We start from the raw sequence: 24,119 nt of genomic DNA, 5'->3' as shown, positions 1-24,119 counted from the left end.
GATTGCCAGAATAAACAAAAGGCTTGGTATTGATGACCAAGCCTTTTATGTTTTAGAAGCTCGAAGCTCGAAGCTCGAAGCTCGAAGCTCGAAGCTAGAAGCTAGAAACTATTTCCCTTGCTCGCGTTCAATCGCTCTGTAGCCGATGTCATTACGATGGAACATTCCGTTCCAGCTAACTTGTTTAGCAAGTGCGTACGCGCGTTCCTGAGCCTCTGAGACACTATTTCCAAGCGCCGTCGCACATAGAACACGTCCACCGTTAGTGACCACATCTCCATCAGCATTGTTGGTTGTGCCTGCATGGAAGATTTTCTCTCCTTCCTGCTCATTCTCTGGGAGAGAAATTACGTCACCTTTCGCATAATCACCTGGGTAGCCACCGGCTGCCAGTACCACACCGATAGAAGCGCGAGGATCCCACTTAGATTCTGCTTCATCTAGCTTTTCGTCGATTGCCATCAAGCAAAGCTCAACAAGATCGGACTCCATACGCATCATGATTGGTTGCGTTTCTGGATCACCGAATCGACAGTTGTATTCGATAACTTTTGGTGTGCCTTCTTTGTCGATCATTAGACCCGCGTAAAGGAAACCTGTGTACGGTGCACCTTCTGCATCCATCCCACGAACGGTTGGGTAGATAACCTCTTCCAAGATTCGCTCATGAATTTCAGGAGTGACCACTGGCGCAGGAGAGTATGCACCCATACCACCGGTGTTCGGGCCTGTGTCTTTGTCACCGACACGCTTATGGTCTTGGCTGGTGGCCATAGGCAGTACGCTTTTGCCATCGACCATAACGATAAAGCTAGCTTCTTCACCGTCGAGAAACTCTTCAATGACAACACGGCTACCAGCTTCACCAAAAGCGTTACCCGCCAACATGTCTTTAATTGCTTCTTCTGCTTCTTCTAGCGTCATTGCAACAATAACGCCTTTACCAGCGGCTAGGCCGTCAGCTTTCACGACGATAGGCGCGCCTTGCTCGCGGACATAAGCAAGTGCTGGTTCAATTTCAGTGAAGTTTGCGTAAGCAGCCGTTGGAATATTGTGGCGTGCTAAGAAGTCTTTGGTGAAAGCTTTAGAACCTTCAAGCTGAGCAGCGGCTTGCGTAGGACCAAAGATAGGCAGACCCGCTTCACGGAAAGCGTCAACCACACCGATGACTAATGGCGCTTCAGGGCCGACAATAGTCAGCTCAATCTGTTTTTCTTTCGCAAAAGCGACCAGTTCAGAAATGCTCTCAACACCGATGTTGACGTTCTCAAGCTTAGGCTCAAGTGCTGTACCAGCGTTGCCTGGTGCAATAAAAACAGTTTCTACATTTGGGTTTTGCGCCGCTTTCCAGCCAAGAGCATGTTCACGGCCGCCAGAACCTATAATCAATACCTTCATTTTAATTCCTTCAATCAAATTGCTTAGCTTCGAGTATCGAGTAGAGAGCTTCTTACTCGCAGCTCTCTACTCTGTGCGAAGCGTTCTCGTATCTTTCTAGTGGCGGAAATGACGCATACCAGTGAAGATCATCGCCATACCGTGCTCGTCTGCGGCTGCGATAACTTCGTCATCGCGCATAGAACCGCCTGGTTGAATCACGCACTTAATGCCCGCTTCTGCTGCTGCATCGATACCATCACGGAATGGGAAGAATGCATCAGAAGCCATGACACAACCTTCTACTTGCAGACCTTCGTCAGCCGCTTTAATACCAGCGATCTTAGCAGAGTAAACGCGGCTCATTTGACCTGCGCCAACACCGATAGTCATGTCGCCTTTTGAATAAACAATCGCGTTTGATTTTACGTACTTCGCAACTTTCCAGCAGAATAGAGCGTCTTTTAGTTCTTCATCTGTCGGTTGGCGCTTAGACACGACTTTAAGGTCATCTAGGCTTACCATACCTTGATCGCGGTCTTGAACCAGAAGGCCACCGTTAACACGTTTAACATCAAAACCAGTTGTCTTGGTTGACCATTCACCACACTCAAGTAGACGAACGTTTTTCTTCGCTGCAACCACTTCAATCGCTTCAGCAGATACAGACGGTGCGATAATCACTTCAACGAACTGATGCTCAACGATGGCTGTTGCTGTTTCAGCATCGAGCTCTTTGTTGAATGCGATAATGCCGCCGAATGCAGACGTTGGGTCAGTTTTGTATGCACGGTCGTAAGCTTCGAGGATGTTGCTACCTAGTGCGACACCACATGGGTTAGCGTGCTTAACGATGACACAAGCTGGCTCGTCGAACTCTTTAACACACTCTAGTGCAGCATCAGTATCGGCGATATTGTTGTAAGAAAGAGCCTTGCCTTGGATTTGGCGTGCAGTCGAAACGGACGCTTCTTCTGGGTTCGCTTCTACATAGAAAGCAGCATCCTGGTGGCTGTTCTCACCGTAGCGCATATCTTGCTTCTTGATGAACTGCTGGTTGAAAGTGCGAGGGAATTTGCTCTCTTCATCACCTTCCTTGTTCTCACCGTAAGATGGAACCATAGTGCCGAAGTAGTTAGCGATCATGCCGTCGTAAGCAGCCGTGTGCTCGAATGCGGCAATCGCTAGATCGAAGCGAGTTTCTAAGGTTAGAGAGTTATCGTTAGCATCCATTTCTGCGATAACACGCTCGTAATCGTGAGCATTAACCACGATCGTCACGTCTTTGTGGTTTTTAGCAGCAGAACGAACCATAGTTGGGCCACCGATGTCGATGTTTTCAACGGCGTCAGCTAAGGTACAACCTTCTTTAGCAACGGTTTCTGCGAACGGGTAGAGGTTAACGACTACGATGTCGATAGGGTTGATGCCGTGCTTTTCCATCACATCATCATCTTGACCACGACGGCCAAGCACACCACCGTGAACTTTAGGGTGTAGAGTCTTAACACGACCGTCCATCATTTCTGGGAAACCAGTGTAGTCTGATACTTCTGTAACAGAGATCCCTTTCTCTGCTAGTAGGCGAGCTGTACCACCAGTGGATAGAATATCAACGCCACGGTTAGCAAGAGCTTGGGCAAACTCAACAATACCAGTTTTGTCTGATACGCTGATTAGAGCGCGGCGAATAGGACGAGCGTTAGTCATGCTTCCATTTCCTCAAAGTCACAGAGTTAATATATAAATAAAGATATTTGCCAAAAATGAACTTGTTCTTACGCTTTACTAGGTAAATAGCAGTAAAATATTGGCCAGTTTTGGTAAAGACCTTTCCAGCATTGGCTGGTGATAGACTAGTCTCTGAGTTTGATGGCGCACATTCTAACTAATTTATTACAAAAAAGCTCGCGCAATCGTTTGGCATCGCAAAATTAATTGCAAAAAGCTCGTCTTTTGACTTAAAAAGTAATGAAACAGTTAATAGGAAAAGTTATGTTTCAGATTGGTGAACTGGCAAAACGGTGTAATGTCACCGCAGATACTCTTCGATTTTATGAGAAAAACCAACTGATTAAGCCTGCTGGGCGAAGTGAGTCCGGCTACCGCTTATACAATCAACAAAACCAGAATCAGGTCAGCTTTATCCTAAAGGCGAAAGATCTGGGTTTGAGTCTTGATGAGATTCGTGAATTGTTAGAGATAAAGCTAGAAGCAACAGAACATAGTTGTGCCGAAGTGAAAGCGATTACGAGTGCAAAGCTGAATTTGATTGATGAAAAAATTGGTGAGTTACAACGGATACGCAGTGCGTTGAAAAAAATCAATGACGCCTGTTGTGGTCATGTTGACGATGATGCCAGTCATTGTTCGATTCTCGGTGCGCTAGCCAGTGAAGAAAAGTGATCCCACACGGCGATACAAGGTGGTGTTAAGACGCGCGACGGATATTCGCTTTTAGCTCAGTTGTGCTTTTAATTTGAGGCAGGTTGTCGTAGTAGAGAGTAACCTGATTGCGACCCGTCTGTTTTGAGTAATACATCGCCTTGTCTGCTTGAACCATCAATTCGCGAACGGATGAGACTTGAGCGTTGAGTTCAGCAATCCCAATACTCACGGTAGGCAAGATAATATGACCATCAACATGGCAAGGTGTCGATTCTATGGATTCGCGAATTCGCTCGGCGATATCATAAGCTTGAATCGCATTCGTGTGGGCTAAAACCACCCCAAATTCCTCGCCACCTAGACGACCAATATAATCGCTACCGCGAATCATCTCACGGCAGATGTGTGCTACCTGAGTAATCACTTCATCGCCAGAAAGGTGACCAACTTGATCATTGATTTCTTTGAAGTGGTCAATATCAATCATTAAACAAGAGAGGCCTTGGTCTGAAGGGTAATGGAACTCTCGCTCTAAATGCAGCATAAAAGCACGGCGATTTAAGATTCCTGTGAGTTCATCGGTTTCAGCGAGTTTCTTTAACTCCAGTTCTTGTTGACGAGCGAGAGTGATTTCTCGTTCTTGCCACATAATGTATTTGGAGCCGTTTGTCAGAGTGATAGGCTTGAGCGAGGCTTCGAACCATCGTTCTTCGACACCACTCCATGTATCCAACTCTTCAATAGAAGACATAAGCAACTGACATGGAGTAACCGAGTAGCGAAGGTGAGTCGTTTGGTTGGATTTAAACGTTTGCGTTAAGCTCTGTTTCACGTTTTCAGCAATGTGTGGAGGTACCATCTCGCTGAATGTTAGGTCTAGATTATCCGTGCTGTAAGGGGGAGTTTGAACCGCACCACCAAAACTCTCCAAGATACGACCATGCTCATCAAGGATCAGCAGTCGATCTGGTAGCTCTCGTAGCATCAGGCTTAGCCATTCTTCCCTTTGCATATCAGCCATGTAGCTTAGTCCGAACAAAAACGTAATTTTGCATTATATCCGGAGTGTTACACTAAGCAATCGTATTAGATCACAGAATGACGAATGTTTAATCAGTTCATATTGTTACGACCAATGAAAAAGCCGGGCTCACAATGTGAGCCCGGCTTTTAAATCAAGAAAGGTAATGAACGATTAGTTCATGCCGTATTTCTTCAGTTTCTTGCGAAGAGTACCGCGGTTGATACCCATCATAGTTGCTGCGCGAGTTTGGTTACCGCGAGTGTACTGCATGATGGTATCTAGTAGTGGCTGTTCAACTTCAGCTAGAACTAATTCGTATAGTTCTGTTACTTCTTGACCGTTTAATTGAGCCAAGTAGTTTTTAAGAGACGCTTTAACAGAGTCACGTAAAGGCTTCTGAGTGATCTGGTCTTGTGACGTTACTGTAGTTACTGTTAATGCTTCTGAAGTCAGATTTTGTTCGAACATATTCGGTCTAGCTCTTCTCTTAATTATGATGCAACGTTAACCCGTTATAACTGAAGCCTTAGCTTCAATTATTTAGGCTTTATCAAAATACTCTTCTAATGCTTCAAGCTGTAGCTCTGCTACATCGATAGCATTGAAGGTACGGCGAAACTCACTTGCCTGTTCATGCTCTTTTAGATACCAGCCAACGTGCTTACGCGCGATACGTGGACCTAAATACTCACCATAGAAACTATGTAGAGCATTCACATGACCAAGCAGGATGTCTTTCACTTCCGAAATCGGGAGATCAGGCATCGTGGTGCCGTTTTCCAAAAAGTGTTGGATTTCCTGAAAAATCCACGGACGACCTTGGGCAGGGCGTCCAATCATTAAAGCGTCTGCACCGGTGTACTCCAGTACATACTTAGCTTTCTCTGGGCTATCGATATCACCGTTAGCAATAACCGGAATAGAGATCGCCTGTTTTACCGCTTTAATGCTGTCATATTCGGCCTCACCTTTGTACATGCATGCTTTGGTGCGCCCGTGAAGGGCTAAAGCTTGTATGCCGCAGTCTTCGGCTAATTTAGCGATTTGGACACAGTTTTTGTTGTCTGTGTCCCAGCCCGTGCGGGTTTTCAATGTCACAGGGACATCTACTGAATTAACAACAGCTTTCAGAATATCTTCGATGATATCTGGGTACTGGAGTAATGCAGAGCCAGCGAGCTTTTTATTCACTTTTTTTGCTGGGCAGCCCATGTTGATATCGATGATCTGTGCACCGTTCTCAACACTAAACTGAGCAGCGTCGGCCATAAGCTGTGGGTCGGCTCCGGCAATTTGTACAGAGCGAATGCCCGATTCGCCTTCGTGTACCATGCGTTGCTTGGACTTAGACGTTTTCCAAAGTTTAGGATTTGAGGACATCATTTCACTGACGGCCATTCCCGCACCATAGCGGAGACACAACTCACGGAATGGTCTATCTGTTACGCCAGCCATTGGGGCAACGATGAGATTGTTCTTAAGTTGGTAGTTTCCGATTTTCAAAACGTCTTCACAGTTTAGTGGTCAACAGACCCATAGCAAGGGCGCGCATTTTACGCATTTTTTGGCGCCGTGAAAAGACTAATATTTGAGCATTTACAATTTGTTTTAGTAAAACGCCCAAAAATCAGTCAATTAGCTTGCAAAGTCTTATCTAGCCTTGCTTTCGACCAGAGATGCGACACCATTCACTTTGCTCTTTGATAGGATCAATGTGAAGCTCATCACGGTAATAGTTCGCAACATCTTCGGCTTGCGTATCAAGCACACCAGACATCGCAAGATGACCATTTGGTTTCACTAATGACTTAATAATTGGCGACAGTTCACGTAGAGGAGCGGCCAGAATATTCGCAACAACGACATCCGCGATCAGACCTTCAGGCTGATCTTGAGGCAGGAAGACTTCTAGTTGCTCGGCAACACCATTTCGCTGCGCGTTATCTTTTGATGCTTGTAGAGCTTGAGGATCAATGTCGATCCCGATAACTTTTTCTGCACCAAGCTTGATCGCAGCGATCGCAAGGATGCCAGAGCCACAACCGAAATCGATGACCGTTTTACCGCTTAAATCTAGCCCTTCAAGCCACTCAAGGCAAAGAGCCGTCGTTGGGTGAGTACCAGTACCAAATGCTAGGCCAGGATCGAGCAGTACATTGACTGCGTCCGGCTCTGGGATATCACGCCAGCTTGGACAGATCCATAAGCGCTCGCCAAACTTCATCGGGTGGAAGTTATCCATCCATTCGCGTTCCCAGTCTTTATCTTCGAGCTGTTCTACTTTGTAGGCAAAGCCTTCAGCAAGTAAATTGCTTAGCTTTATTTGCTCAATAATAAAGTTGCTGTCTGCTTCTGCGTCATACAGTGCGAGGATATCAGTATCACCCCAAAGGCGCGTTTCACCCGGAAGAGGCTCAAATACAGGCGTATCGTGAGCGTCTAGAAACGTGACAGACAGGGCTCCAGTCTCTTCCATTAGCATGTCACCGATTTGTTCGGCGTTTTCATTGGTCGCGTTGAGTTTAATTTGAATCCAAGGCATGGGTATGTGCTCTTAAAAGTAAAATTTGCGCAGAGTTTAGCAGATATCTGCTGAGATTATAGACGTAAACAAAAAATGCTCACCGAAGTGAGCATTTTGGAAGAGTTTCTCGTTTTTAGATCTTAGTTCCTAGAGGAACTCGTCACTAGCTACTCGAGATTATTGCAGACCTAGTTTCTTCTCTAGGTAATGAATGTTGGCACCACCATGTTGGAAGTTTTCATCATTCATAATGCTTTCTTGAAGCGTGATGTTAGTTTTGATGCCTTCAACGATCATCTCGCCTAACGCGTTCTTCATGCGAGCGATGGCTACGTCGCGGTTCTCACCGAATGTGATCAGTTTACCGATCATTGAATCGTAATGAGGTGGTACTGTGTAGCCAGTGTAGATATGTGATTCCCAACGAACACCCATGCCGCCAGGTGCATGGAAGCGTTCGATCTTACCTGGTGAAGGTAGGAAACGTACTGGGTCTTCTGCGTTGATACGGCACTCAATCGCGTGGCCACGGATCTTGATATCATCCTGAGTGAACGACAGAGGCTGGCCAGCAGCAACACGAAGCTGCTCTTTGATTAGGTCAACGCCAGTAACCATTTCTGTTACTGGGTGCTCTACCTGAATACGAGTGTTCATTTCGATGAAGTAGAATTCGCCGTTTTCGTATAGGAACTCAAACGTACCCGCGCCGCGGTAACCGATTTCTATACATGCACGTGTACAACGTTCACCGATGTATTTACGCATCTCTTCAGTGATACCTGGTGCTGGTGCTTCTTCAACAACCTTCTGGTGACGACGCTGCATCGAACAGTCACGTTCACCTAGGTGGATCGCACCGCCTTGACCATCAGCAATAACCTGAACTTCAACGTGACGAGGGTTCTCTAGGAATTTCTCCATGTAAACCATGTCATTGTTAAAAGCTGCTTTTGCTTCTGCGCGAGTCATAGCGATAGCTTCAACCAACTCACCTTCTGAGCGTACAACACGCATACCACGACCACCGCCGCCACCAGAAGCTTTGATGATCACTGGGTAACCAATTCGTTTAGCGTGCGCTTTGTTTTTGGTTTGATCGTCGTCTAGTGGACCGTCAGAACCTGGTACACAAGGTACACCAGCTTTCTTCATTGCAGTGATTGCAGAAACTTTATCACCCATGATACGAATGGTATCAGCCTTAGGGCCAACGAAGATAAAGCCGCTACGCTCAACTTGCTCAGCAAAATCCGCATTTTCTGACAAGAAGCCGTAACCTGGGTGGATAGCCACCGCGCCAGTGACTTCAGCCGCAGAGATGATGCGAGGGATGTTTAGGTAGCTGTCGATACCGCGAGCAGGACCGATACAAATCGATTCATCTGCAAGCAGTACGTGCTTTAGGTCGCGGTCAGCGGTTGAGTGTACCGCAACCGTTTTAATACCTAGTTCTTTACATGCACGAAGGATTCGAAGAGCAATTTCTCCTCGGTTCGCGATGACTAATTTATCTAGCATAAGAGAGAGCCTCTATTATTCGATAACAACAAGTGGTTGGTCGAATTCAACTGGTTGGCCGTCTTCAACTAGGATAGCGGTAACAACACCAGACTTGTCAGCTTCGATTTGGTTCATCATCTTCATCGCTTCAACGATACAAAGAGTGTCGCCAGCTTTTACAGTTTGACCAACTTCTACAAATGACTTCGCATCTGGACTTGGAGAACGGTAGAACGTACCTACCATTGGAGAAAGAACTTGGTGACCCGCTGGTACCGCAGGTGCTGCTGCTTCAGTTGCTGCTGGCGCAGGAGCCGCCGCTGCAGGTGCGACTGCCGCTACAGGAGCAGGAGCTGCTGCATAGTGAACAGGCGCAGGCATTGCAGTGCCGTTACGGCTGATGCGTACCGACTCTTCACCTTCAGAGATTTCTAGCTCAGCAATGCCAGACTCTTCTACTAACTCGATAAGCTTCTTGATTTTACGGATATCCATCTTTTCTTTCTCTTTTATCTTGTGAATAAGACAGCTCATATTGAGCTGCAGAGTGTTTATTTACTTTGATAGTAACTGAGTTACTTTGCCTGCAATTTATTAATAGCAGCAGACAGAGCGAATTCGTAACCTTGTGCACCTAAGCCGCAAATGACACCTTCTGCCTTATCAGAAAGATAAGAGTGGTGACGGAATGGCTCACGTGCATGTACATTTGATAAATGCACTTCGATAAATGGGATAGCCACGCCGAGTAGTGCATCACGCAGCGCCACACTAGTGTGAGTGAAAGCGGCTGGGTTGATGATAATAAAGTCGACGTTGTTGTATGCAGCATGAATGGCTTCAATTAGCTCATATTCACGGTTTGACTGGAGGTGTTGAAGTTCAACGCCGGCTTCGTGAGCTTGTTTGGTTAACGTATCGACAATCTGTGGTAGGCTTTGAGAACCGTAATGAGCGGGCTCGCGTAGACCTAACAGGTTTAGATTTGGACCATTTAAGACAAGAATGCGTGATTTTGCTGTCATTATGCTGCCATCTTCCTACTTCATGATATGAACTGGAATATTCCCATATTATCGCTGATTCAGCATGCTTATTTTGTTAAAAACAACACTGGATCTTTGAAATAGACCCAGATTATAGCCAATTCAGCGCAAATCGCAGCAATTTACTGGTCTAATCTCCCTCCTTGGACGTCGTTTTTTGTAACCGAGGTAACATTTTTAATTCGGCTGAGTCAGTGAAACTCTCGTTTTGACAGGCTTAGAAACAACAAAACCGCCACGATGGACGGTTTTGTTGTATAGGGGGAGGGGGAATTACGCTAGCTCTGCTTTTTCTGCAATGAGCTTCTCAACCACACTAGGATCGGCCAATGTTGATGTATCACCTAGGTTGCTGGTATCACCGGTTGCAATCTTACGCAGAATTCGGCGCATGATCTTACCTGAGCGAGTCTTCGGCAGAGAGTCTGTCCAGTGCAGCACATCTGGAGTCGCGATTGGGCCAATCTCTTTACGTACCCAGTTTTTTACTTCTGCATGCAGTTCTGCACTTGGGAATTCACCGTCATTTAGGGTGATGTAAGCGTAAATTGCCTGACCTTTGATATCGTGTGGGATACCAACAATTGCTGCTTCCGCAATCTTGTGGTGAGCAACAAGCGCTGATTCAATTTCAGCAGTACCCATACGGTGACCTGACACGTTTAGTACGTCATCAACACGACCTGTGATCCAGTAGTAACCGTCCTCATCACGACGAGCACCGTCACTAGTGAAGTACATACCTTTAAAGGTAGAGAAGTAAGTTTGTTCAAAGCGTTCGTGGTCGCCGTAAACGGTACGCATTTGACCTGGCCATGAATCAAGAATGACTAGGTTACCGTCAGTCGCGCCTTCGATGATGTTACCCATGTTATCGACTAGGGCAGGCTGTACACCAAAGAACGGACGTGTCGCTGAGCCAGGTTTTAGGTCTGTTGCCCCTGGAAGTGGAGCGATCAAGATACCGCCAGTTTCTGTTTGCCACCAAGTATCAACGATTGGTGAGTTCTCATTACCGATGGTTTTGTAGTACCACTCCCAAGCTTCAGGGTTAATAGGTTCTCCCACAGAACCCATGATACGAAGGCTGCTACGAGACGTACCTTCAACAGCTTCGTTGCCTTTCGCCATTAATGCACGAATGGCCGTTGGCGCTGTGTACAGAATGTTTACTTGATGTTTATCAACTACTTGGCTCATTCGGTTGGTGTTAGGATAGTTTGGCACACCTTCAAACAGAATGGTTTTTGCCCCGTTTGCTAGCGGGCCGTAGATGAGGTAAGTGTGACCAGTGATCCAGCCCACATCCGCTGTACACCAGAAAGTTTCGCCTGGTTGGTAATCAAATACGTATTTGAACGTCATTGCGGCATACACTAGGTAGCCACCCGTTGTATGTAGAACACCTTTTGGCTTACCTGTTGAGCCTGACGTGTAGAGGATAAATAGTGGATCTTCTGCTTTCATCTCTTCAGGCGGGCAATCAGACGAGACGCTTGCTGTTGCTTCATGCCACCAAACATCGCGATGCTCGTGCCAGTCAATATCACCGCCAGTACGCTTCATCACGATGACTTTTTCGATGGTTTTCACTTCTGGGTTGGTGAGTGCTTCATCGACATTTTTCTTCAGTGGTACTGCGCGACCACCACGTACGCCTTCGTCAGCGGTGATGACGACTTTAGCATCAGAGTCGATAATACGACCTGAAAGTGCTTCAGGAGAGAAACCACCAAATACGACAGTGTGTACGGCACCGATACGAGTACAAGCAAGCATGGCAACGGCCGCTTCAGTGACCATTGGCATGTAAAGACAGACAACATCGCCTTTGCGTACGCCTTGTTCTTTAAGTGCATTTGCGAACTCACAGACTTCTTTGTGTAGTTCTTTGAACGTAAGTGTTTTGTCATCGTTTGGATCGTCGCCTTCCCAGATGATGGCGACATCATCGCCACGCTCAGCTAGGTGACGGTCAATACAGTTAGCGGATACGTTAAGCGTGCCATCTTCGAACCAACGAATGTCGACGTGGCCTGTGTCGAAAGAGGTATTTTTAACCTGAGTGAATGGCTTGATCCAGTCGACGATTTTGCCGTGCTCACTCCAGAAGCCAACAGGGTCTGTGACAGATTGCTGGTACATGGCTTGGTAAGTATCGTTATCCGCGTGTGTGTTTTTCTTGATGTTCTCTTTTACCGGATAAATATGGGCTTCACTCATTGCTTGTCTCCTTGTTGCTTAATTCAGTGTGAATCGAGCAATTGTCCGTTTAAAACGAGAAGGTCACCTGACCTCGACGTTGTAAAATCCTTATGCCTATAACTTTCAATCACAGGAGTAGATTCGACAATTAGACTTTAGGATGATAGGAAGAATTCTGCTTAAAAATTAGCGATCTATGTTTGAAATTGGGATTTAAATTGGCCTTTTTACTAGCTTCTGTAGGGGAGGCTAAGACTAGGCAGATCACCTTTTGTCAGGCGAACGAAGACCAAGGCAGCAGAAATGGCATCTTGAAGTGCGTCGTGCTTATCTTGGATTGGTAGATCTAAATGGCGGCAGATCGCATCGAGACTGAGATCAAAATACGCGTTGGGTAAATGTTTTTCTAACTTGTCGTGATAAATCTGGCTGACTTCGATCAACGGATTTGGCAATGGAAATCCTAGCTGTTTAAGACAGGCTAAATCGAGAATTTTCTTATCGTAACGAATGTGATAGCCAACCAGAGGTCGATTGCCAATAAAATCTAGCAGTTGAATGAGGGCTTGTTTTTCATCGATACCATCAGCGAGATCTTGGTGGCGTATCTTGTGGATTTTGACTGAGCCAGAATCTAGGGACTGAGGAGCACGCAGCCGCACCTCAAATGGTTTGCTGGTGATGATTCGGTTATCGATGATTTTGGTCGCGGCAATCGTTACTAGTTCTGCACGATTAGGATCCAAACTGGTTGTTTCACAATCGAGCGAAACATATTCGCCTTTTTTAACAGAGGCAAATAGAGGCTGATAAGGCGAGCCTTTAAGTTTGTAATACCAGTAACGGCGGACTATCCAGTTCATCGTAAAGCCTTAATCCCTGATTTGATAATGATAGCCTAAGAACTGCTTAAACTTTTTCACTACATGTAAGCTATGTCGCAGCAAGTCACGCTCGGTTCGGTCTATCTGACTGAGATCGATGCGGTTGTGGCTATGTTGATTACTTAACTGCTGATTCAAGCGCAGTTTAAACAGTAGCTTCAGGGCTTCGCTAAGGTTGTCAGCGGTGTCTGGTTCTAGAATCCGCTTTTTGCGCAGGGCTTCGATACGCTCAAAGGTGTTTTTCTCTTCAATACCGTACTCGAGTGACAAGGTGCGAATACCATGCACTATTGGGAAGATACCGCCACTTTTGACATCCACCCCTTGTTTGTCTTTCTTTACGTTGCCAAACAGAGTTAACGGAAGAGAAAACTGTAAAGCGGGACGAGAGAAGTCTTGCAACGCCAACATGTTGTTGAACATGATCTTTTTCAAATGTGCCATGACGGGTTCCAGCAACGATTTGTTGCCTGCAACCGCGTGAGCGTCTGTGAAGATGGCAAGATCCATGACTTGCTCGGCTGAGTTGGGTTTTGACCACACGCCTATGGTGTTCTTCCATGCGGTTTGTGTTTTGACCCACTTTGGATTGTTGACCATCACTTTTCCTGGGCAGAGAGGGTAACCCAATTGCTGCAATGTGTGTGTTAGCTGTTCCATGACGGCTTCACACTGATGCCAGTGCACATCGTCTTTAATAATTAAGGCGTTGTCTTGGTCTGTTTTGAGGATTTGTTCTCCTCGCCCTTCTGAGCCTAAAACAACCAGACAACACTGGTCGTGAAAGGCGGGAGGAACAATCAGTTCAAAAGCTTTTTCGATGATTTGTTCATTAACCGCAGAGATCAGCTCCATGATAAAGCGGGTGCGAATACCGTTATTTAGCAGACTTTCTACTAGGTGACGCTGACGATTAGAGGCCAGTGCGAGTTCTTCAATGCTTGAGCTGCGAGCAATACTCAAGGTCAGTACATGAGAGTGAGTGGAGAAAGCACTCAAAATCTGCGTCATGTCGAGCATGCCAACTGCTTCTTTACCATCGGAGACCATGACGCGTTTCATTCGATTGCGCGTCATTTTAATCATGGCGTTAAACAGAAAATCTCCATTCTCGACATGAATGACCGGAAACGTTGCAATTTGACCGACTGGGGTGTCGAGTGGATGACCATCAAGCATGACTGCGTGAAGCATGTTGGTTCGAGTGATAATGCCATAAGGCAGAGAATGCGGATCACTCACCACGCGTTCATCATCGTCATTGAGCCTGACGAGTGCAGAATCAATCCCATTCTGCTTTAAAGTGAGTGTCACTTCATTGAGTGGTTGTTCTGGTGACAGTAGCATCGGTGGATGATAAATGTCGCTATCCACTTTGGTCAGAATAAATTCAGCGAGATTTTGCTGCTGTTGGGCGGCTTCAATCAACTCTTGTCTGCGAGCTAGGTTGTTATCGAAGTAAGCGGCAAATTGACCATTGGCGTTGTAAAGCTCTAGAAAAACTGCTTTTGGTAGCAGATAAGAAAGTGTGTCTTCGAGTGCCACATATCTGTGTTTGACGGTCTCTTCGAAAAGCGCGCGAACATCAAACAAGTCATCATTGGCGTAGTGGGCAAAGATCTCTTTGTCGTCTTCGGAACGTTCCTCTACGGCACCCTTGATGAGTATATGCAAATGCTGACTGGCAACACCAGGCTGGAGTAAGGTCTCTTTGGCGCGAAAGTAAGCCACATCGAGTGAGCTACGCAGTTTGTTTTGCTGCTCAGGGTCTAAACGGTCAAAGGGTGGGGATTGCATATTGAACTTATCTGGCATAGCGACTGACTCATGCGATCTCTACATCCGTTTAGTGTGCAGGATTTTGACAATTGTGCTAGACGACTTTGGTCGAACCCGTGGCATGAACACTTTCTAAGATGACAATAGGGAAACTAAGTTGTGATAATTCTTCCCTTTTTATTCCGCCTTGAGCAAACGATAATACCTTGCCCCTTATTTGATGTATTTCGAGGTTTTGATGTTAACCCCTTCTCCTTATGGCTGGATATCCCAGTATTTTGTTGGCTTCTTTTTTGCCTACGGCGTCTATCTGCCGTTTTGGGCATTATGGTTTGAAGAGCAGGGGATATCCGCAACTGACATTGGTCTACTTGTCGGCATTGGTTTTGCGACCCGTTGCGTCGCGAATATGGTACTGACGCCTCGAATTCATAAAGTCGAACATTTAATCCCGGCACTCCGCTGGTTGACGGTGGCCTCGATTATTTTTGTCGCATTTCACTTCTTAACTGGGGGAAGCTTCTGGTTGATGGCGTTGGCCACGGTACTATTCAACCTTTGTTGTGGCCCTGTTGTTCCACTTTCTGATGCTATGGCAAACTACTATGCACGGCTGAAGATGCTCGACTACGGACGTACCCGTCTATGGGGTTCCCTTGCTTTTATCGCGGGTTCAACTGTGGTCGGCTATCTTGTGGCTCAGTACGGTTCAGATATGATTATCTATACCGCGTTGTCAGGTGTCATTGTCGCGCTCATCTTTTCGGCGCGTAACATTAATCCAATGCCCGTGACCACCTCAGAAGATGACGCTGAGCGTCCTAAACTGACAGAGTTGCTGCGTGAACTGCCGGTGATTAAGTTTTTACTACTGGTTGCAATGATTCAGGGAAGTCATGCGGCGTATTACAGTTTTAGCTCCATTTACTGGAAAGGTGCGGGTTACTCTGAAGACATTATCGGTTACTTGTGGAGCTTAGGGGTGGCGGCTGAGGTGGCCGTATTTGCTCTAAGTAAACGTCTATTCTCTGGCTGGAGTTTACGCGCTTTATTTGTCGTCGCAGCACTCGGGGTGATCGTTCGTTGGGGTCTAACCGCGTCGACGACGGCCTTGTTAGCTTTAGTTGCAATCCAGCTATTACACGGCGTGACTTTCGCTATGGCACATATTGCCGCCATTCAATATATTCAGCATTCAGAGCAGCGCAAGATGGTGGCACTGCAAGCCTTATATAATGCGATTCCGCTGGGTGCTTTTATCGCGCTAATGACGACCCTAAGTGGCTGGGGATATGAACACTGGGGTGCGAATATTTTCTGGGCGATGGCCGTGATGGGAGTGGTGGCTCTATTTATTAAGGTTGAGCCGCAAGGACACAGTGCCGTTCAGATAATGAAAGCGGAGCCCAAAGCACAGAATTAAGCCTATTTGATTGAGTTCGTGTGCTTTAATGAGTTTAATGAAACCTCTTCAATATGAAGAGGTTTTTTTGTTTCGGACCAGAACAAATACCATGGATGAATAAGATAAGGATATCTGATGCAAGGTTGGCTCGTGATCACCGTATCACTGTTGTATCTCGGTTTGCTGTTTCTCATTGCCTGGTACGGTGATAAACAACACTCTTGGTTAGCGAAGTGGCGACCTTGGGTCTACAGCTTATCAATTGCCGTGTATTGTACCTCTTGGACCTTTTATGGCACCGTTGGGCAGGCCAGCAGCAACCCATGGTCATTTCTTCCCATTTATCTAGCCCCAATACTGGTGTTTACTCTAGGCTGGCGTATTCTTGCTCGCCTTATCATTACGGCTAAACGGGAACATATTACGTCGATAGCTGACTTTATTGCGGCACGTTACGGCAAATCCCAAGGTTTGGCTGTTGTGGTTACTTTAATCGCGGTAGCAGGCATCCTCCCTTACATAGCGCTCCAGTTGCGTGGTATTACCATGGGATTGGAGATCATCGCCCCAGATTTGCCCGCACAGTTCGAAGGGTCAGGGTTCGATGTGTCTTGGTTTGTTGTTGTTGCGTTGGCTATCTTTACCATGCTGTTTGGTACACGTCATATCGATAATACCGAGCACCACCGTGGCATGATGATGGCGATTGCGTTCGAATCGATTATCAAGCTGGTGGCCTTCCTTGCGGTTGGTCTGTTTATCCTATTTCTGGCACTAAACCGAAGTGATGTGGAGTTGGTTGACATCGCTCGACAAACCTATCAGTCGCCCAATATCCCAACCTTACTGATCCATACCCTGCTCACCATGTTGGCAATTGTCTGTCTGCCGCGTCAGTTCCATACCATGGTCGTAGAAAATGAACGAGCGCAAGACTTGCACACAGCGCGCTGGTTATTTCCGATCTACCTGATTTTGATGGGCATCTTTGTCCTACCAATTGCTTGGGTCGGGCAATCACTGTTGACCGATGCGAGTCCTGATACCTATGTAATCAGTCTACCGATGGCTGTTGGGGCGCAAGATGTCGCCTTGCTGGCATTCTTGGGGGGAACATCTGCGGCGAGTGGTATGGTGATTGTCTCGACCATCGCGCTGGCAATCATGGTCTCGAATGATTTAGTCATGCCGCTGTTGCTGCGCAGAATGCGCTTGTCTCAGCGTAATCACCGACATTTCTCCGGTTTACTGTTGGTTATTCGCCGTGGGCTAATCCTGTTGCTGTTGCTTGGCGCATGGGCTTTTTATCAGGCGTTGGGTAGCATCCACTCCTTATCAGCGATAGGTTTTCTTTCTTTTGCAGCGATCACTCAATTCGCCCCAGCCTTGCTAGGTGGGATGTACTGGCGACAGGGCAATCGAAAGGGGGTTTATGTTGGCTTAGCGGTTGGCTTTACCATCTGGTTGATCACTTTGATGAGTCAAACCGATATGTTGGCGGGCAGCGCTGAGAGTAATCTGTTGTTATGGCTGATTACACCCCCTGATTTGCTGCAGCATTGGGATGTGACTAACTCTGATTGGGGCATATTGCTGAGTATCTCTCTCAATGCTCTTTGCTATGTTGTTGTTTCGCTGTTTACCCGCGCGAGTTTGAGTGAACGACTACAATCCGCCTCATTCGTTGGTACTCCATTACCAGAAAGCGAGAACATGAGCCTTTATCAAAGTCGCGTGACAGTCGGCGAATTAGAAATGCTTGCTTCTCGCTTCGTTGGTCGTCAGAGAGTGCGTAACGCCTTTCGACAATATTGGCACCAGCAGCGAGAAACCATGCTGCCAAATCAGCAAGCTCCATCAACCCTAATTCGCCATACTGAGCGTGTACTCGCTGGTGTGTTTGGTGCTTCTTCAGCAAAGTTAGTACTAACTTCGGCTCTGCAAGGACGTAACATGCAGTTAGAAGAAGTAGCTACCATCGTGGATGAAGCGTCAGAGCTCTATGACTTCAGCCGAGGTCTATTGCAAGGTGCGATTGAACACATAGGTCAGGGGATTGCGGTGGTCGATAAGCAGTTGCGGCTGGTGGCGTGGAATCAGCGCTATCTCGAATTGTTTACTTTTCCAGCCGGACTGATTCAGGTTGGTAGACCGATCGCCGATGTGATTCGCCACAACGCTCAACAAGGTCTATGTGGCCCAGGCGACCCTGAAGAACATGTTCGTCGGCGTGTGTTCCATTTAGAGCAAGGTACGCGGCATACCTCGTCGCGAGTTCGCCCTGATGGTCGAGTCATTGAAGTTCAGGGCAATCCAATGCCGGGTGGCGGTTTTGTTATGAGCTTTACTGATATTACGGTGTTCCGAGACGCTGAACAGGCACTAAAAGATGCCAATGAACGCTTAGAAGTGCGAGTTAGAGAGCGAACTCAAGAGCTAGAACAATTGAACAAAAAGCTGGTTGTGGCAACTCAGCGATCGGAACATGAATCTCAATCTAAATCTCGCTTCTTGGCAGCAGTGAGCCATGATCTGATGCAACCGCTCAATGCGGCTCGTCTGTTCGCGTCTTCGTTATCAGAGGTTGCGAGCGAGCCGGAAACCAAGCAGTTGTCTGGTCATATAGAGAGTGCATTGGGGGCTGCCGAAGATCTGATTGGTGACCTGTTGGATATTTCTCGTCTTGAATCGGGCAAACTTGATACTCATGTTCACGGTTTTGCCATCAATGACGTATTGTCCAATCTCAATGCCGAGTTCAGTGCCTTAGCCAAGCAACAGGGCATCGAGTTTTCAATGATACCGAGTCGGATGCTGGTTCAATCAGACCCTAAGCTACTGCGCCGAGTCGTGCAAAACTTTTTGACCAACGCATTTCGTTACAGTCCTAAAGGAAAGGTTGTGCTTGGCGTCAAGCGTGTTGGGGGGCAAGCGAGAATTGATGTTTGGGACAATGGCATGGGGATCGACGAAGACAAACAACAAGAGATCTTCGAGGAGTTCAACCGTGGTAGTCAGGTGCGTTCAGATCAAGGGCTTGGTCTTGGTTTAGCCATATCAAAAGGTATCGCGCATGTGCTGGGTCATCAAATCACCATGCGCTCATGGCCGGGCCAGGGAAGTGTTTTCTCTATTACGCTAGCACGCAGTGAAAAAGTCCTGCCTCCGGTTAAAGAGAGTGTTGCAACCACAGTCTCTGACCTTAGTCATCTGAAAGTTCTTTGTGTCGATAATGAACAAGATATCTTGGTCGGAATGGATAACTTATTAGGACGTTGGGGCTGTGATGTTCGCACGGCTATCGATTTGGTGGGCTGCTTGCAGTCAATAGACGAGCACTGGGTGCCGGACGTGATATTGTCAGATTACCGTCTTGATAATGGGCGCACGGGTCTAGAAGTTCTACAGCAATGTCGTTTACGTTTAGGTGATAGTTTTGTTGGGGTCATCATCAGCGCCGATCGCACCGAAGATATGTTGTATGGCATTAAATCGAACGGTTTTAGTTTTATTCCTAAGCCAGTCAAGCCGTTAAAATTGAGAGCGGTGTTGAATCGGGTTTAGGTCGTTGGAACGGACTTCGTCTGGAGTGAAGCTAGAAGGTTTCATTCCGAGAAGAGAGTTCGGGCTGCGCCTAGTGAGAGCTATCCGTTAAGACTTTCACTTTTTGTACTTAAAATAAAAGGGCTGGCACTGTGTGCCAGCCCTTCAACATTCACTTCGCTACTATTCTGTAAACAACGTCTCATACTTCACAAACGCAGTCTGTGTCTCGCCATAGTAAAGTGTGCCATTGGACTGAATTGCCACACGTAACCAGCTCTCTTCAGATTCAGGTTTCGGCAGGGAAACCATCCATTGTTGTCCACTACTATCTGCGGATTGCATATCAACGGGCTGTCCGCTCTGCTCTTGGCCGTTAACCAGCGACAGTTTTACCCCTTCTAAAGGAAAGGCGGATTTTAGCGACAGTTCTAGCCCTTGTGCTGTGAGTTTTTCGGAGCGAAATTGCACTTTAAAATCGCCGTTGGTCATGTCGCATAAACCACTGGTATAACGACAGTTAGACTTAGCCGCCAGCTTATACGTTTCCCCTTCAACAGCGGCATGAGGTTTCTCACTCAACGCGATATCTGCGCCGAAATAGGCAATGATGGAAAGAATCGGGGCGATCAGTAAGGCGATGACTAAGTGCTTATTTTTGAACATCTTGGCTTCCTTGCTACAACAGACAGCGAATACGGTAACTGAAATTTGAGAAGAAAAAAGCCCCAGATGGGGCTTTTGTGGTTTGGATTAGATTTTAGTGGTCAACAGCGCCGCCAGCACCAGCTGGTACACGTACGTGTTCAACCAGATCTTTCACTTCTTGTGGAGTTTCTGCTGTTACTTTCGATACAGCGAATGCCACGATGAAGTTGAATAGAGCGCCAATTGCACCAAATGCATTTGGTTCGATGCCTAGGAACCAGTTGCTGCCCCAGCTCTCTAGATATTTCCAATCAGGGATGAATAGAATACCTTTGTGCTGGAATACGTAGAACAGCGTGATACTGATACCCGCAATCATACCTGCGATTGCACCTTCTTTATTGATGTTCTTGCTGAAGATACCCATCATTAGTGCAGGGAAGATAGAGGACGCCGCTAGACCGAATGCCAGAGCTACCGTACCCGCTGCAAATCCTGGTGGATTGAGGCCTAGATAGCCTGCCACCGCAATGGCGACCGCCATAGAAATTCGGCTGGCGAGAAGCTCTTTCTTCTCAGATATATTTGGATTGATTACACCCTTGATTAAGTCATGGGATATCGCGGACGAGATAGCCAACAATAGACCCGCTGCCGTTGATAGTGCGGCTGCAAGACCACCCGCTGCGACCAATGCAATTACCCAGTTTGGTAGTTTAGCGATCTCTGGGTTCGCCAGTACCATAATGTCATTATCAACTTTGAGTTCGTTGGTTGCTGCATTAGATGTGTACTGGATAGCGCCGTCGCCGTTCTTATCATCAAAGCTCAGTAGACCTGTCTTCTCCCAGTTCTTAAACCAGTCAGGACGCTCATCGTAAGCAAGGTGTTGTCCAGGTGCTGGGTTTACTGTATCCATTAGGTTCAAACGAGCCATTGCAGATACTGCTGGCGCAGTAGTGTATAGAATCGCGATGAATACGAGTGCCCAACCTGCTGAAGTACGTGCGTCACGTACCTTAGGTACTGTGAAGAAACGGATGATTACGTGTGGTAAACCAGCAGTACCGATCATAAGTGACATGGTGTACACAAACATGTTTAGCGTATCACCACGGACTTGGGTAGTGTATTCACTAAAGCCAAGTTCGGTCACGACCTGATCGAGCCTATCGAGTAGATAAACATCGGTACCTTGAAGCGTACTACCTAGACCAATCTGAGGTAGAGCGTGGCCTGTTAGTTGCAGAGAGATAAAGATTGCTGGAATGGTGTAAGCTAAAATGAGTACGCAATACTGAGCAATCTGCGTGTACGTAATCCCTTTCATACCACCCATTACGGCGTACATGAATACGATACACATACCAATCAGAAGACCTGTTGAATAGTCAACTTCTAGGAAACGACCAAACGCAACGCCAACGCCTTTCATCTGACCGATAACGTAAGTTACAGATGCAATGATAAGACATACAACCGCTACGATACGCGCTGCGTTTGAGTAGAAACGCTCACCTACGAACTCTGGAACAGTAAACTTGCCGAACTTACGTAGGTAAGGTGCAAGTAGAAGTGCTAGAAGTACGTAACCGCCTGTCCAACCCATTAGGAATACAGAACCGCCGTATCCCATAAATGCGATAAGACCAGCCATAGAGATAAATGATGCTGCTGACATCCAGTCTGCTGCTGTTGCCATACCATTGGCGATTGGGTTTACACCACCGCCAGCAACATAGAACTCTTTAGTTGATCCAGCACGTGCCCAAATCGCAATACCGATGTAAAGGATAAAGGTCGCACCAACAACGAGGTAAGTGATAGTTTTCAAATCCATCTGAGTTACTCCTTACTCATCTACGCCGAATTCACGGTCAATTTGGCGCATCTTCCACGCGTAGTAGAAAATAATACCTAGGAAGGTATAGATGGAACCTTGCTGTGCGAACCAGAAGCCCAGTTTGTAACCACCTAGTTGAAATTGATTGAGTACATCGACAAATAAGATGCCGCAGCCAAAAGAAACGACAAACCAAACCACCATTAGGCTGATCATCAGTTTTACGTTCTTATCCCAATAGGCTTTGGCTTTATCTTGACTTTCAAACGCCATTGCCGCCTCCTTACGATTGGTTTTGTTGTTAAGAAAATGTTTCAATGTCTACATTAGCAAGGGTTAGACAAGATCTCTTTTCAACTTTAGTCGTGGCATGAAAAACAAAAAGCGCCTAAAAATTAGGCGCTTAAGATAAGTGGTGGCTGTTTTTGTGATGTTAATGTTGTGTTAAATTAGCCTAAAGTCTAACGTTTCCCGTTCAAACTCAGAAATTATTTTACTAAAGATAGAAATCTTTGATCCCCATCAGTAGGTTATTGACTGCAACGGCAGCCAAAATTAACCCCATAACACGACTAATAATGGCGGCACCGACATTGCCAATCCATTTTTGGATATGAGTTGCTCCTAGCAGCAGTAGCAGTGTGATGAGCAGGACCAGAACCATAACCGCTGCGGTAATACTTTGATCAACCATGGCGTAGCGATGATTGTCTGTCAGCATCACGATTGCCATCATTGCGCCAGGCGAAGCGATTGACGGAATGGCGAGTGGGTAGACGGCAAGATCGGCTAAGTCGGAATGGCTCATTTCTTGAGACAGTTTTGTCTCTTGTTCTGGCTTAGACTCACCAAAAATCATCGTCAATGCAAATAATAGCAGTACCAGTCCTCCCGCAGCTTGGAAGGCGGGCAGAGGAATCTGCATTGCCTCTAGTAACAATTGACCAGCGACGAGGAAAAACAGCAAAACCCCAGTCGCAATAGCGACCGCTTTTAGTGCAACCAGACGGCGCTGTTTGGCGGTGAGGTGTTGTGTTTGAGATAGGTAAACTGGCACTGAACCAATAGGGTCAATCACCGCCCATAAGACGACGAATTGGGTAATTAAAATGCTTAGCAAGAGAAGTACTCCCAGAGTTAGTGAACAGAGGGGTAAATCAGATTGATGCCTGATACAAGCATTTTAGCAAAAAACAGCGCCATCAGTGTGAATTTCTCGTGAATTAAGTTTCAGATTCAAGCTGTTGAAGTAAAATTACTGCTTGAGTTCGATTTTTTACACCTAACTTTCTGAAAATCGCCGTCATATGAGCTTTGATGGTGGCTTCTGATACATTTAACTCATAAGCAATCTGCTTATTTAGTAGGCCATCAGATAGCATTCCTAAAACTTTGTACTGTTGTGGCGTTAAAGTGGTAATTTTTTCTGCTAAATCGTTACAGGCCGCATTATTGGTAATGGAACCTTCTGGGAAGAAGGGATCACCGTTTAGCACTTGGTTTAATGCGCTAACCAACTCTCTCATATCACTCGATTTAGGAATAAAACCAAATGCACCATGGCTTTTAACTTGAGTGACTACGGCAGGCTCTTCACTCGCGGAGACAACAACAATCGGTAGGTCAGGGTATTCGGCACGAAGTTGCATCAGACCGGACATCCCGTTGGCGCCAGGCATCTTCAGATCGAGGAGTAGCAAGTCTGGCTCATCCTCTTTCGCGAGTAACGAAAGAAGTGCATCTAAAGAATCTGCTTCGAGCAGATTCGCACCACTGACCGCCATATGCACTGATTGAAACAGGGCATTGCGAAACAGCGGGTGATCATCAGCGATGATTATGGTGTATGTCGAATCCATGACGTTAACTACTTATGACTGTTTGGTTAATAGAATTATTAACATCTTTGCATGTGTGGACAATATTTATGCGCTAAAAGTCTGAAGTGTA

The 24,119-nt window shown here is 46.5% G+C and carries 20 protein-coding genes; 3 read left to right on the top strand and 17 right to left on the bottom strand.

Translation table 11 applies throughout. The features are described 5' to 3' along the window. Positions 1-108 precede the first annotated feature (108 nt). Together purD and purH are read right to left on the bottom strand one after the other, a co-directional pair. On the bottom strand, positions 109-1,398 hold the full coding sequence (gene purD / locus ACQEXP_RS13375; RefSeq protein ID WP_426970387.1) for a phosphoribosylamine--glycine ligase: 1,290 nt from the start codon (positions 1,396-1,398) through the stop codon (positions 109-111). A 96-nt stretch (positions 1,399-1,494) separates the two neighbouring features. Next, positions 1,495-3,087: a bifunctional phosphoribosylaminoimidazolecarboxamide formyltransferase/IMP cyclohydrolase gene (purH, locus tag ACQEXP_RS13370; protein WP_426970385.1), complete on the bottom strand. Its 1,593-nt coding sequence runs from the start codon at positions 3,085-3,087 to the stop codon at positions 1,495-1,497. Between the two features lie 285 nt (positions 3,088-3,372). Between purH and zntR the strand changes: the two genes are divergently transcribed. After that, positions 3,373-3,783: a Zn(2+)-responsive transcriptional regulator gene (gene zntR / locus ACQEXP_RS13365; protein WP_138972999.1), complete on the top strand. Its 411-nt coding sequence runs from the start codon at positions 3,373-3,375 to the stop codon at positions 3,781-3,783. Positions 3,784-3,808: 25 nt separating this feature from the next. On the opposite strand, the gene ACQEXP_RS13360 is transcribed toward zntR, so the two are convergent. The 10 genes from ACQEXP_RS13360 to ACQEXP_RS13315 form a co-directional block, all read right to left on the bottom strand. Then, positions 3,809-4,786, bottom strand: coding sequence for a sensor domain-containing diguanylate cyclase (locus tag ACQEXP_RS13360; protein WP_269377064.1), 978 nt, complete (start codon positions 4,784-4,786; stop codon positions 3,809-3,811). Between the two features lie 174 nt (positions 4,787-4,960). Then, complete coding sequence (fis, locus tag ACQEXP_RS13355; protein WP_000462885.1) at positions 4,961-5,257, bottom strand: DNA-binding transcriptional regulator Fis; 297 nt, start codon at positions 5,255-5,257, stop codon at positions 4,961-4,963. Between the two features lie 72 nt (positions 5,258-5,329). Then, complete coding sequence (dusB, locus tag ACQEXP_RS13350; RefSeq protein WP_269377065.1) at positions 5,330-6,292, bottom strand: tRNA dihydrouridine synthase DusB; 963 nt, start codon at positions 6,290-6,292, stop codon at positions 5,330-5,332. 151 nt (positions 6,293-6,443) lie between these two features. Then, positions 6,444-7,331, bottom strand: a complete 888-nt coding sequence (gene prmA / locus ACQEXP_RS13345; RefSeq protein WP_269377066.1) for a 50S ribosomal protein L11 methyltransferase — start codon at positions 7,329-7,331, stop codon at positions 6,444-6,446. A 159-nt stretch (positions 7,332-7,490) separates the two neighbouring features. Further along, positions 7,491-8,834: an acetyl-CoA carboxylase biotin carboxylase subunit gene (gene accC / locus ACQEXP_RS13340; protein WP_426970382.1), complete on the bottom strand. Its 1,344-nt coding sequence runs from the start codon at positions 8,832-8,834 to the stop codon at positions 7,491-7,493. A gap of 15 nt (positions 8,835-8,849) precedes the next feature. Then, positions 8,850-9,311 (bottom strand): acetyl-CoA carboxylase biotin carboxyl carrier protein, encoded by a 462-nt coding sequence (gene accB, locus ACQEXP_RS13335; RefSeq protein WP_269377068.1) that lies wholly within the window; start codon positions 9,309-9,311, stop codon positions 8,850-8,852. Positions 9,312-9,391: 80 nt separating this feature from the next. Continuing rightward, positions 9,392-9,841 carry a type II 3-dehydroquinate dehydratase gene (gene aroQ / locus ACQEXP_RS13330; protein ID WP_269377069.1) on the bottom strand — a complete coding sequence of 150 codons (450 nt, stop codon included), beginning with the start codon at positions 9,839-9,841 and terminating at the stop codon, positions 9,392-9,394. A gap of 294 nt (positions 9,842-10,135) precedes the next feature. Further along, complete coding sequence (gene acs, locus ACQEXP_RS13325) at positions 10,136-12,085, bottom strand: acetate--CoA ligase (RefSeq protein ID WP_269377070.1); 1,950 nt, start codon at positions 12,083-12,085, stop codon at positions 10,136-10,138. A 212-nt stretch (positions 12,086-12,297) separates the two neighbouring features. Beyond that, positions 12,298-12,930, bottom strand: a complete 633-nt coding sequence (locus ACQEXP_RS13320; protein ID WP_269377071.1) for a 3'-5' exonuclease — start codon at positions 12,928-12,930, stop codon at positions 12,298-12,300. A 9-nt stretch (positions 12,931-12,939) separates the two neighbouring features. Further along, positions 12,940-14,766 carry a DUF294 nucleotidyltransferase-like domain-containing protein gene (locus tag ACQEXP_RS13315; protein WP_426970380.1) on the bottom strand — a complete coding sequence of 609 codons (1,827 nt, stop codon included), beginning with the start codon at positions 14,764-14,766 and terminating at the stop codon, positions 12,940-12,942. Positions 14,767-14,968: 202 nt separating this feature from the next. Between ACQEXP_RS13315 and ACQEXP_RS13310 the strand changes: the two genes are divergently transcribed. Further along, a complete protein-coding gene (locus ACQEXP_RS13310) occupies positions 14,969-16,153 on the top strand; it encodes a 3-phenylpropionate MFS transporter (protein ID WP_426970379.1) in 1,185 nt (394 codons plus the stop codon). Between the two features lie 117 nt (positions 16,154-16,270). After that, a complete protein-coding gene (locus ACQEXP_RS13305; protein WP_269377074.1) occupies positions 16,271-19,699 on the top strand; it encodes a hybrid sensor histidine kinase/response regulator in 3,429 nt (1,142 codons plus the stop codon). Between the two features lie 162 nt (positions 19,700-19,861). On the opposite strand, the gene ACQEXP_RS13300 is transcribed toward ACQEXP_RS13305, so the two are convergent. From ACQEXP_RS13300 to ACQEXP_RS13280, 5 genes are all read right to left on the bottom strand, one after another. Then, positions 19,862-20,344: a hypothetical protein gene (locus ACQEXP_RS13300; RefSeq protein ID WP_426970377.1), complete on the bottom strand. Its 483-nt coding sequence runs from the start codon at positions 20,342-20,344 to the stop codon at positions 19,862-19,864. 94 nt (positions 20,345-20,438) lie between these two features. Next, the gene (locus tag ACQEXP_RS13295) at positions 20,439-22,166 is read right to left on the bottom strand and encodes a sodium:solute symporter family protein (protein ID WP_269377075.1); all 1,728 of its coding nucleotides are present in this window, start codon (positions 22,164-22,166) and stop codon (positions 20,439-20,441) included. Between the two features lie 12 nt (positions 22,167-22,178). Beyond that, positions 22,179-22,442 (bottom strand): DUF4212 domain-containing protein, encoded by a 264-nt coding sequence (locus ACQEXP_RS13290; protein ID WP_426970375.1) that lies wholly within the window; start codon positions 22,440-22,442, stop codon positions 22,179-22,181. Between the two features lie 223 nt (positions 22,443-22,665). After that, entirely contained in the window at positions 22,666-23,289 is a 624-nt protein-coding gene (locus tag ACQEXP_RS13285) for a MarC family protein (protein ID WP_269377076.1), read from the bottom strand. 103 nt (positions 23,290-23,392) lie between these two features. After that, entirely contained in the window at positions 23,393-24,028 is a 636-nt protein-coding gene (locus ACQEXP_RS13280; protein ID WP_138973021.1) for a response regulator transcription factor, read from the bottom strand. Positions 24,029-24,119 lie beyond the last annotated feature (91 nt).

Origin of the sequence: Vibrio sp. TRT 1302 (assembly GCF_050113875.1) — a bacterium.
Taxonomy (GTDB): Bacteria; Pseudomonadota; Gammaproteobacteria; order Enterobacterales; family Vibrionaceae; genus Vibrio.
This window is presented reverse-complemented; position numbering and strand designations above follow the sequence as displayed.

Bases quoted from the DNA above. Each gene is read 5' to 3' on its own strand.
- purD (WP_426970387.1), bottom strand. From the start codon at position 1,398: ATGAAGGTATTGATTATAGGTTCTGGCGGCCGTGAACATGCTCTTGGC.
- purH (WP_426970385.1), bottom strand. From the start codon at position 3,087: ATGACTAACGCTCGTCCTATTCGCCGCGCTCTAATCAGCGTATCAGAC.
- zntR (WP_138972999.1), top strand. From the start codon at position 3,373: ATGTTTCAGATTGGTGAACTGGCAAAACGGTGTAATGTCACCGCAGAT.
- ACQEXP_RS13360 (WP_269377064.1), bottom strand. From the start codon at position 4,786: ATGGCTGATATGCAAAGGGAAGAATGGCTAAGCCTGATGCTACGAGAG.
- fis (WP_000462885.1), bottom strand. From the start codon at position 5,257: ATGTTCGAACAAAATCTGACTTCAGAAGCATTAACAGTAACTACAGTA.
- prmA (WP_269377066.1), bottom strand. From the start codon at position 7,331: ATGCCTTGGATTCAAATTAAACTCAACGCGACCAATGAAAACGCCGAA.
- accC (WP_426970382.1), bottom strand. From the start codon at position 8,834: ATGCTAGATAAATTAGTCATCGCGAACCGAGGAGAAATTGCTCTTCGA.
- accB (WP_269377068.1), bottom strand. From the start codon at position 9,311: ATGGATATCCGTAAAATCAAGAAGCTTATCGAGTTAGTAGAAGAGTCT.
- aroQ (WP_269377069.1), bottom strand. From the start codon at position 9,841: ATGACAGCAAAATCACGCATTCTTGTCTTAAATGGTCCAAATCTAAAC.
- acs (WP_269377070.1), bottom strand. From the start codon at position 12,085: ATGAGTGAAGCCCATATTTATCCGGTAAAAGAGAACATCAAGAAAAAC.
- ACQEXP_RS13320 (WP_269377071.1), bottom strand. From the start codon at position 12,930: ATGAACTGGATAGTCCGCCGTTACTGGTATTACAAACTTAAAGGCTCG.
- ACQEXP_RS13315 (WP_426970380.1), bottom strand. From the start codon at position 14,766: ATGCCAGATAAGTTCAATATGCAATCCCCACCCTTTGACCGTTTAGAC.
- ACQEXP_RS13310 (WP_426970379.1), top strand. From the start codon at position 14,969: ATGTTAACCCCTTCTCCTTATGGCTGGATATCCCAGTATTTTGTTGGC.
- ACQEXP_RS13305 (WP_269377074.1), top strand. From the start codon at position 16,271: ATGCAAGGTTGGCTCGTGATCACCGTATCACTGTTGTATCTCGGTTTG.
- ACQEXP_RS13300 (WP_426970377.1), bottom strand. From the start codon at position 20,344: ATGTTCAAAAATAAGCACTTAGTCATCGCCTTACTGATCGCCCCGATT.
- ACQEXP_RS13295 (WP_269377075.1), bottom strand. From the start codon at position 22,166: ATGGATTTGAAAACTATCACTTACCTCGTTGTTGGTGCGACCTTTATC.
- ACQEXP_RS13290 (WP_426970375.1), bottom strand. From the start codon at position 22,442: ATGGCGTTTGAAAGTCAAGATAAAGCCAAAGCCTATTGGGATAAGAAC.
- ACQEXP_RS13280 (WP_138973021.1), bottom strand. From the start codon at position 24,028: ATGGATTCGACATACACCATAATCATCGCTGATGATCACCCGCTGTTT.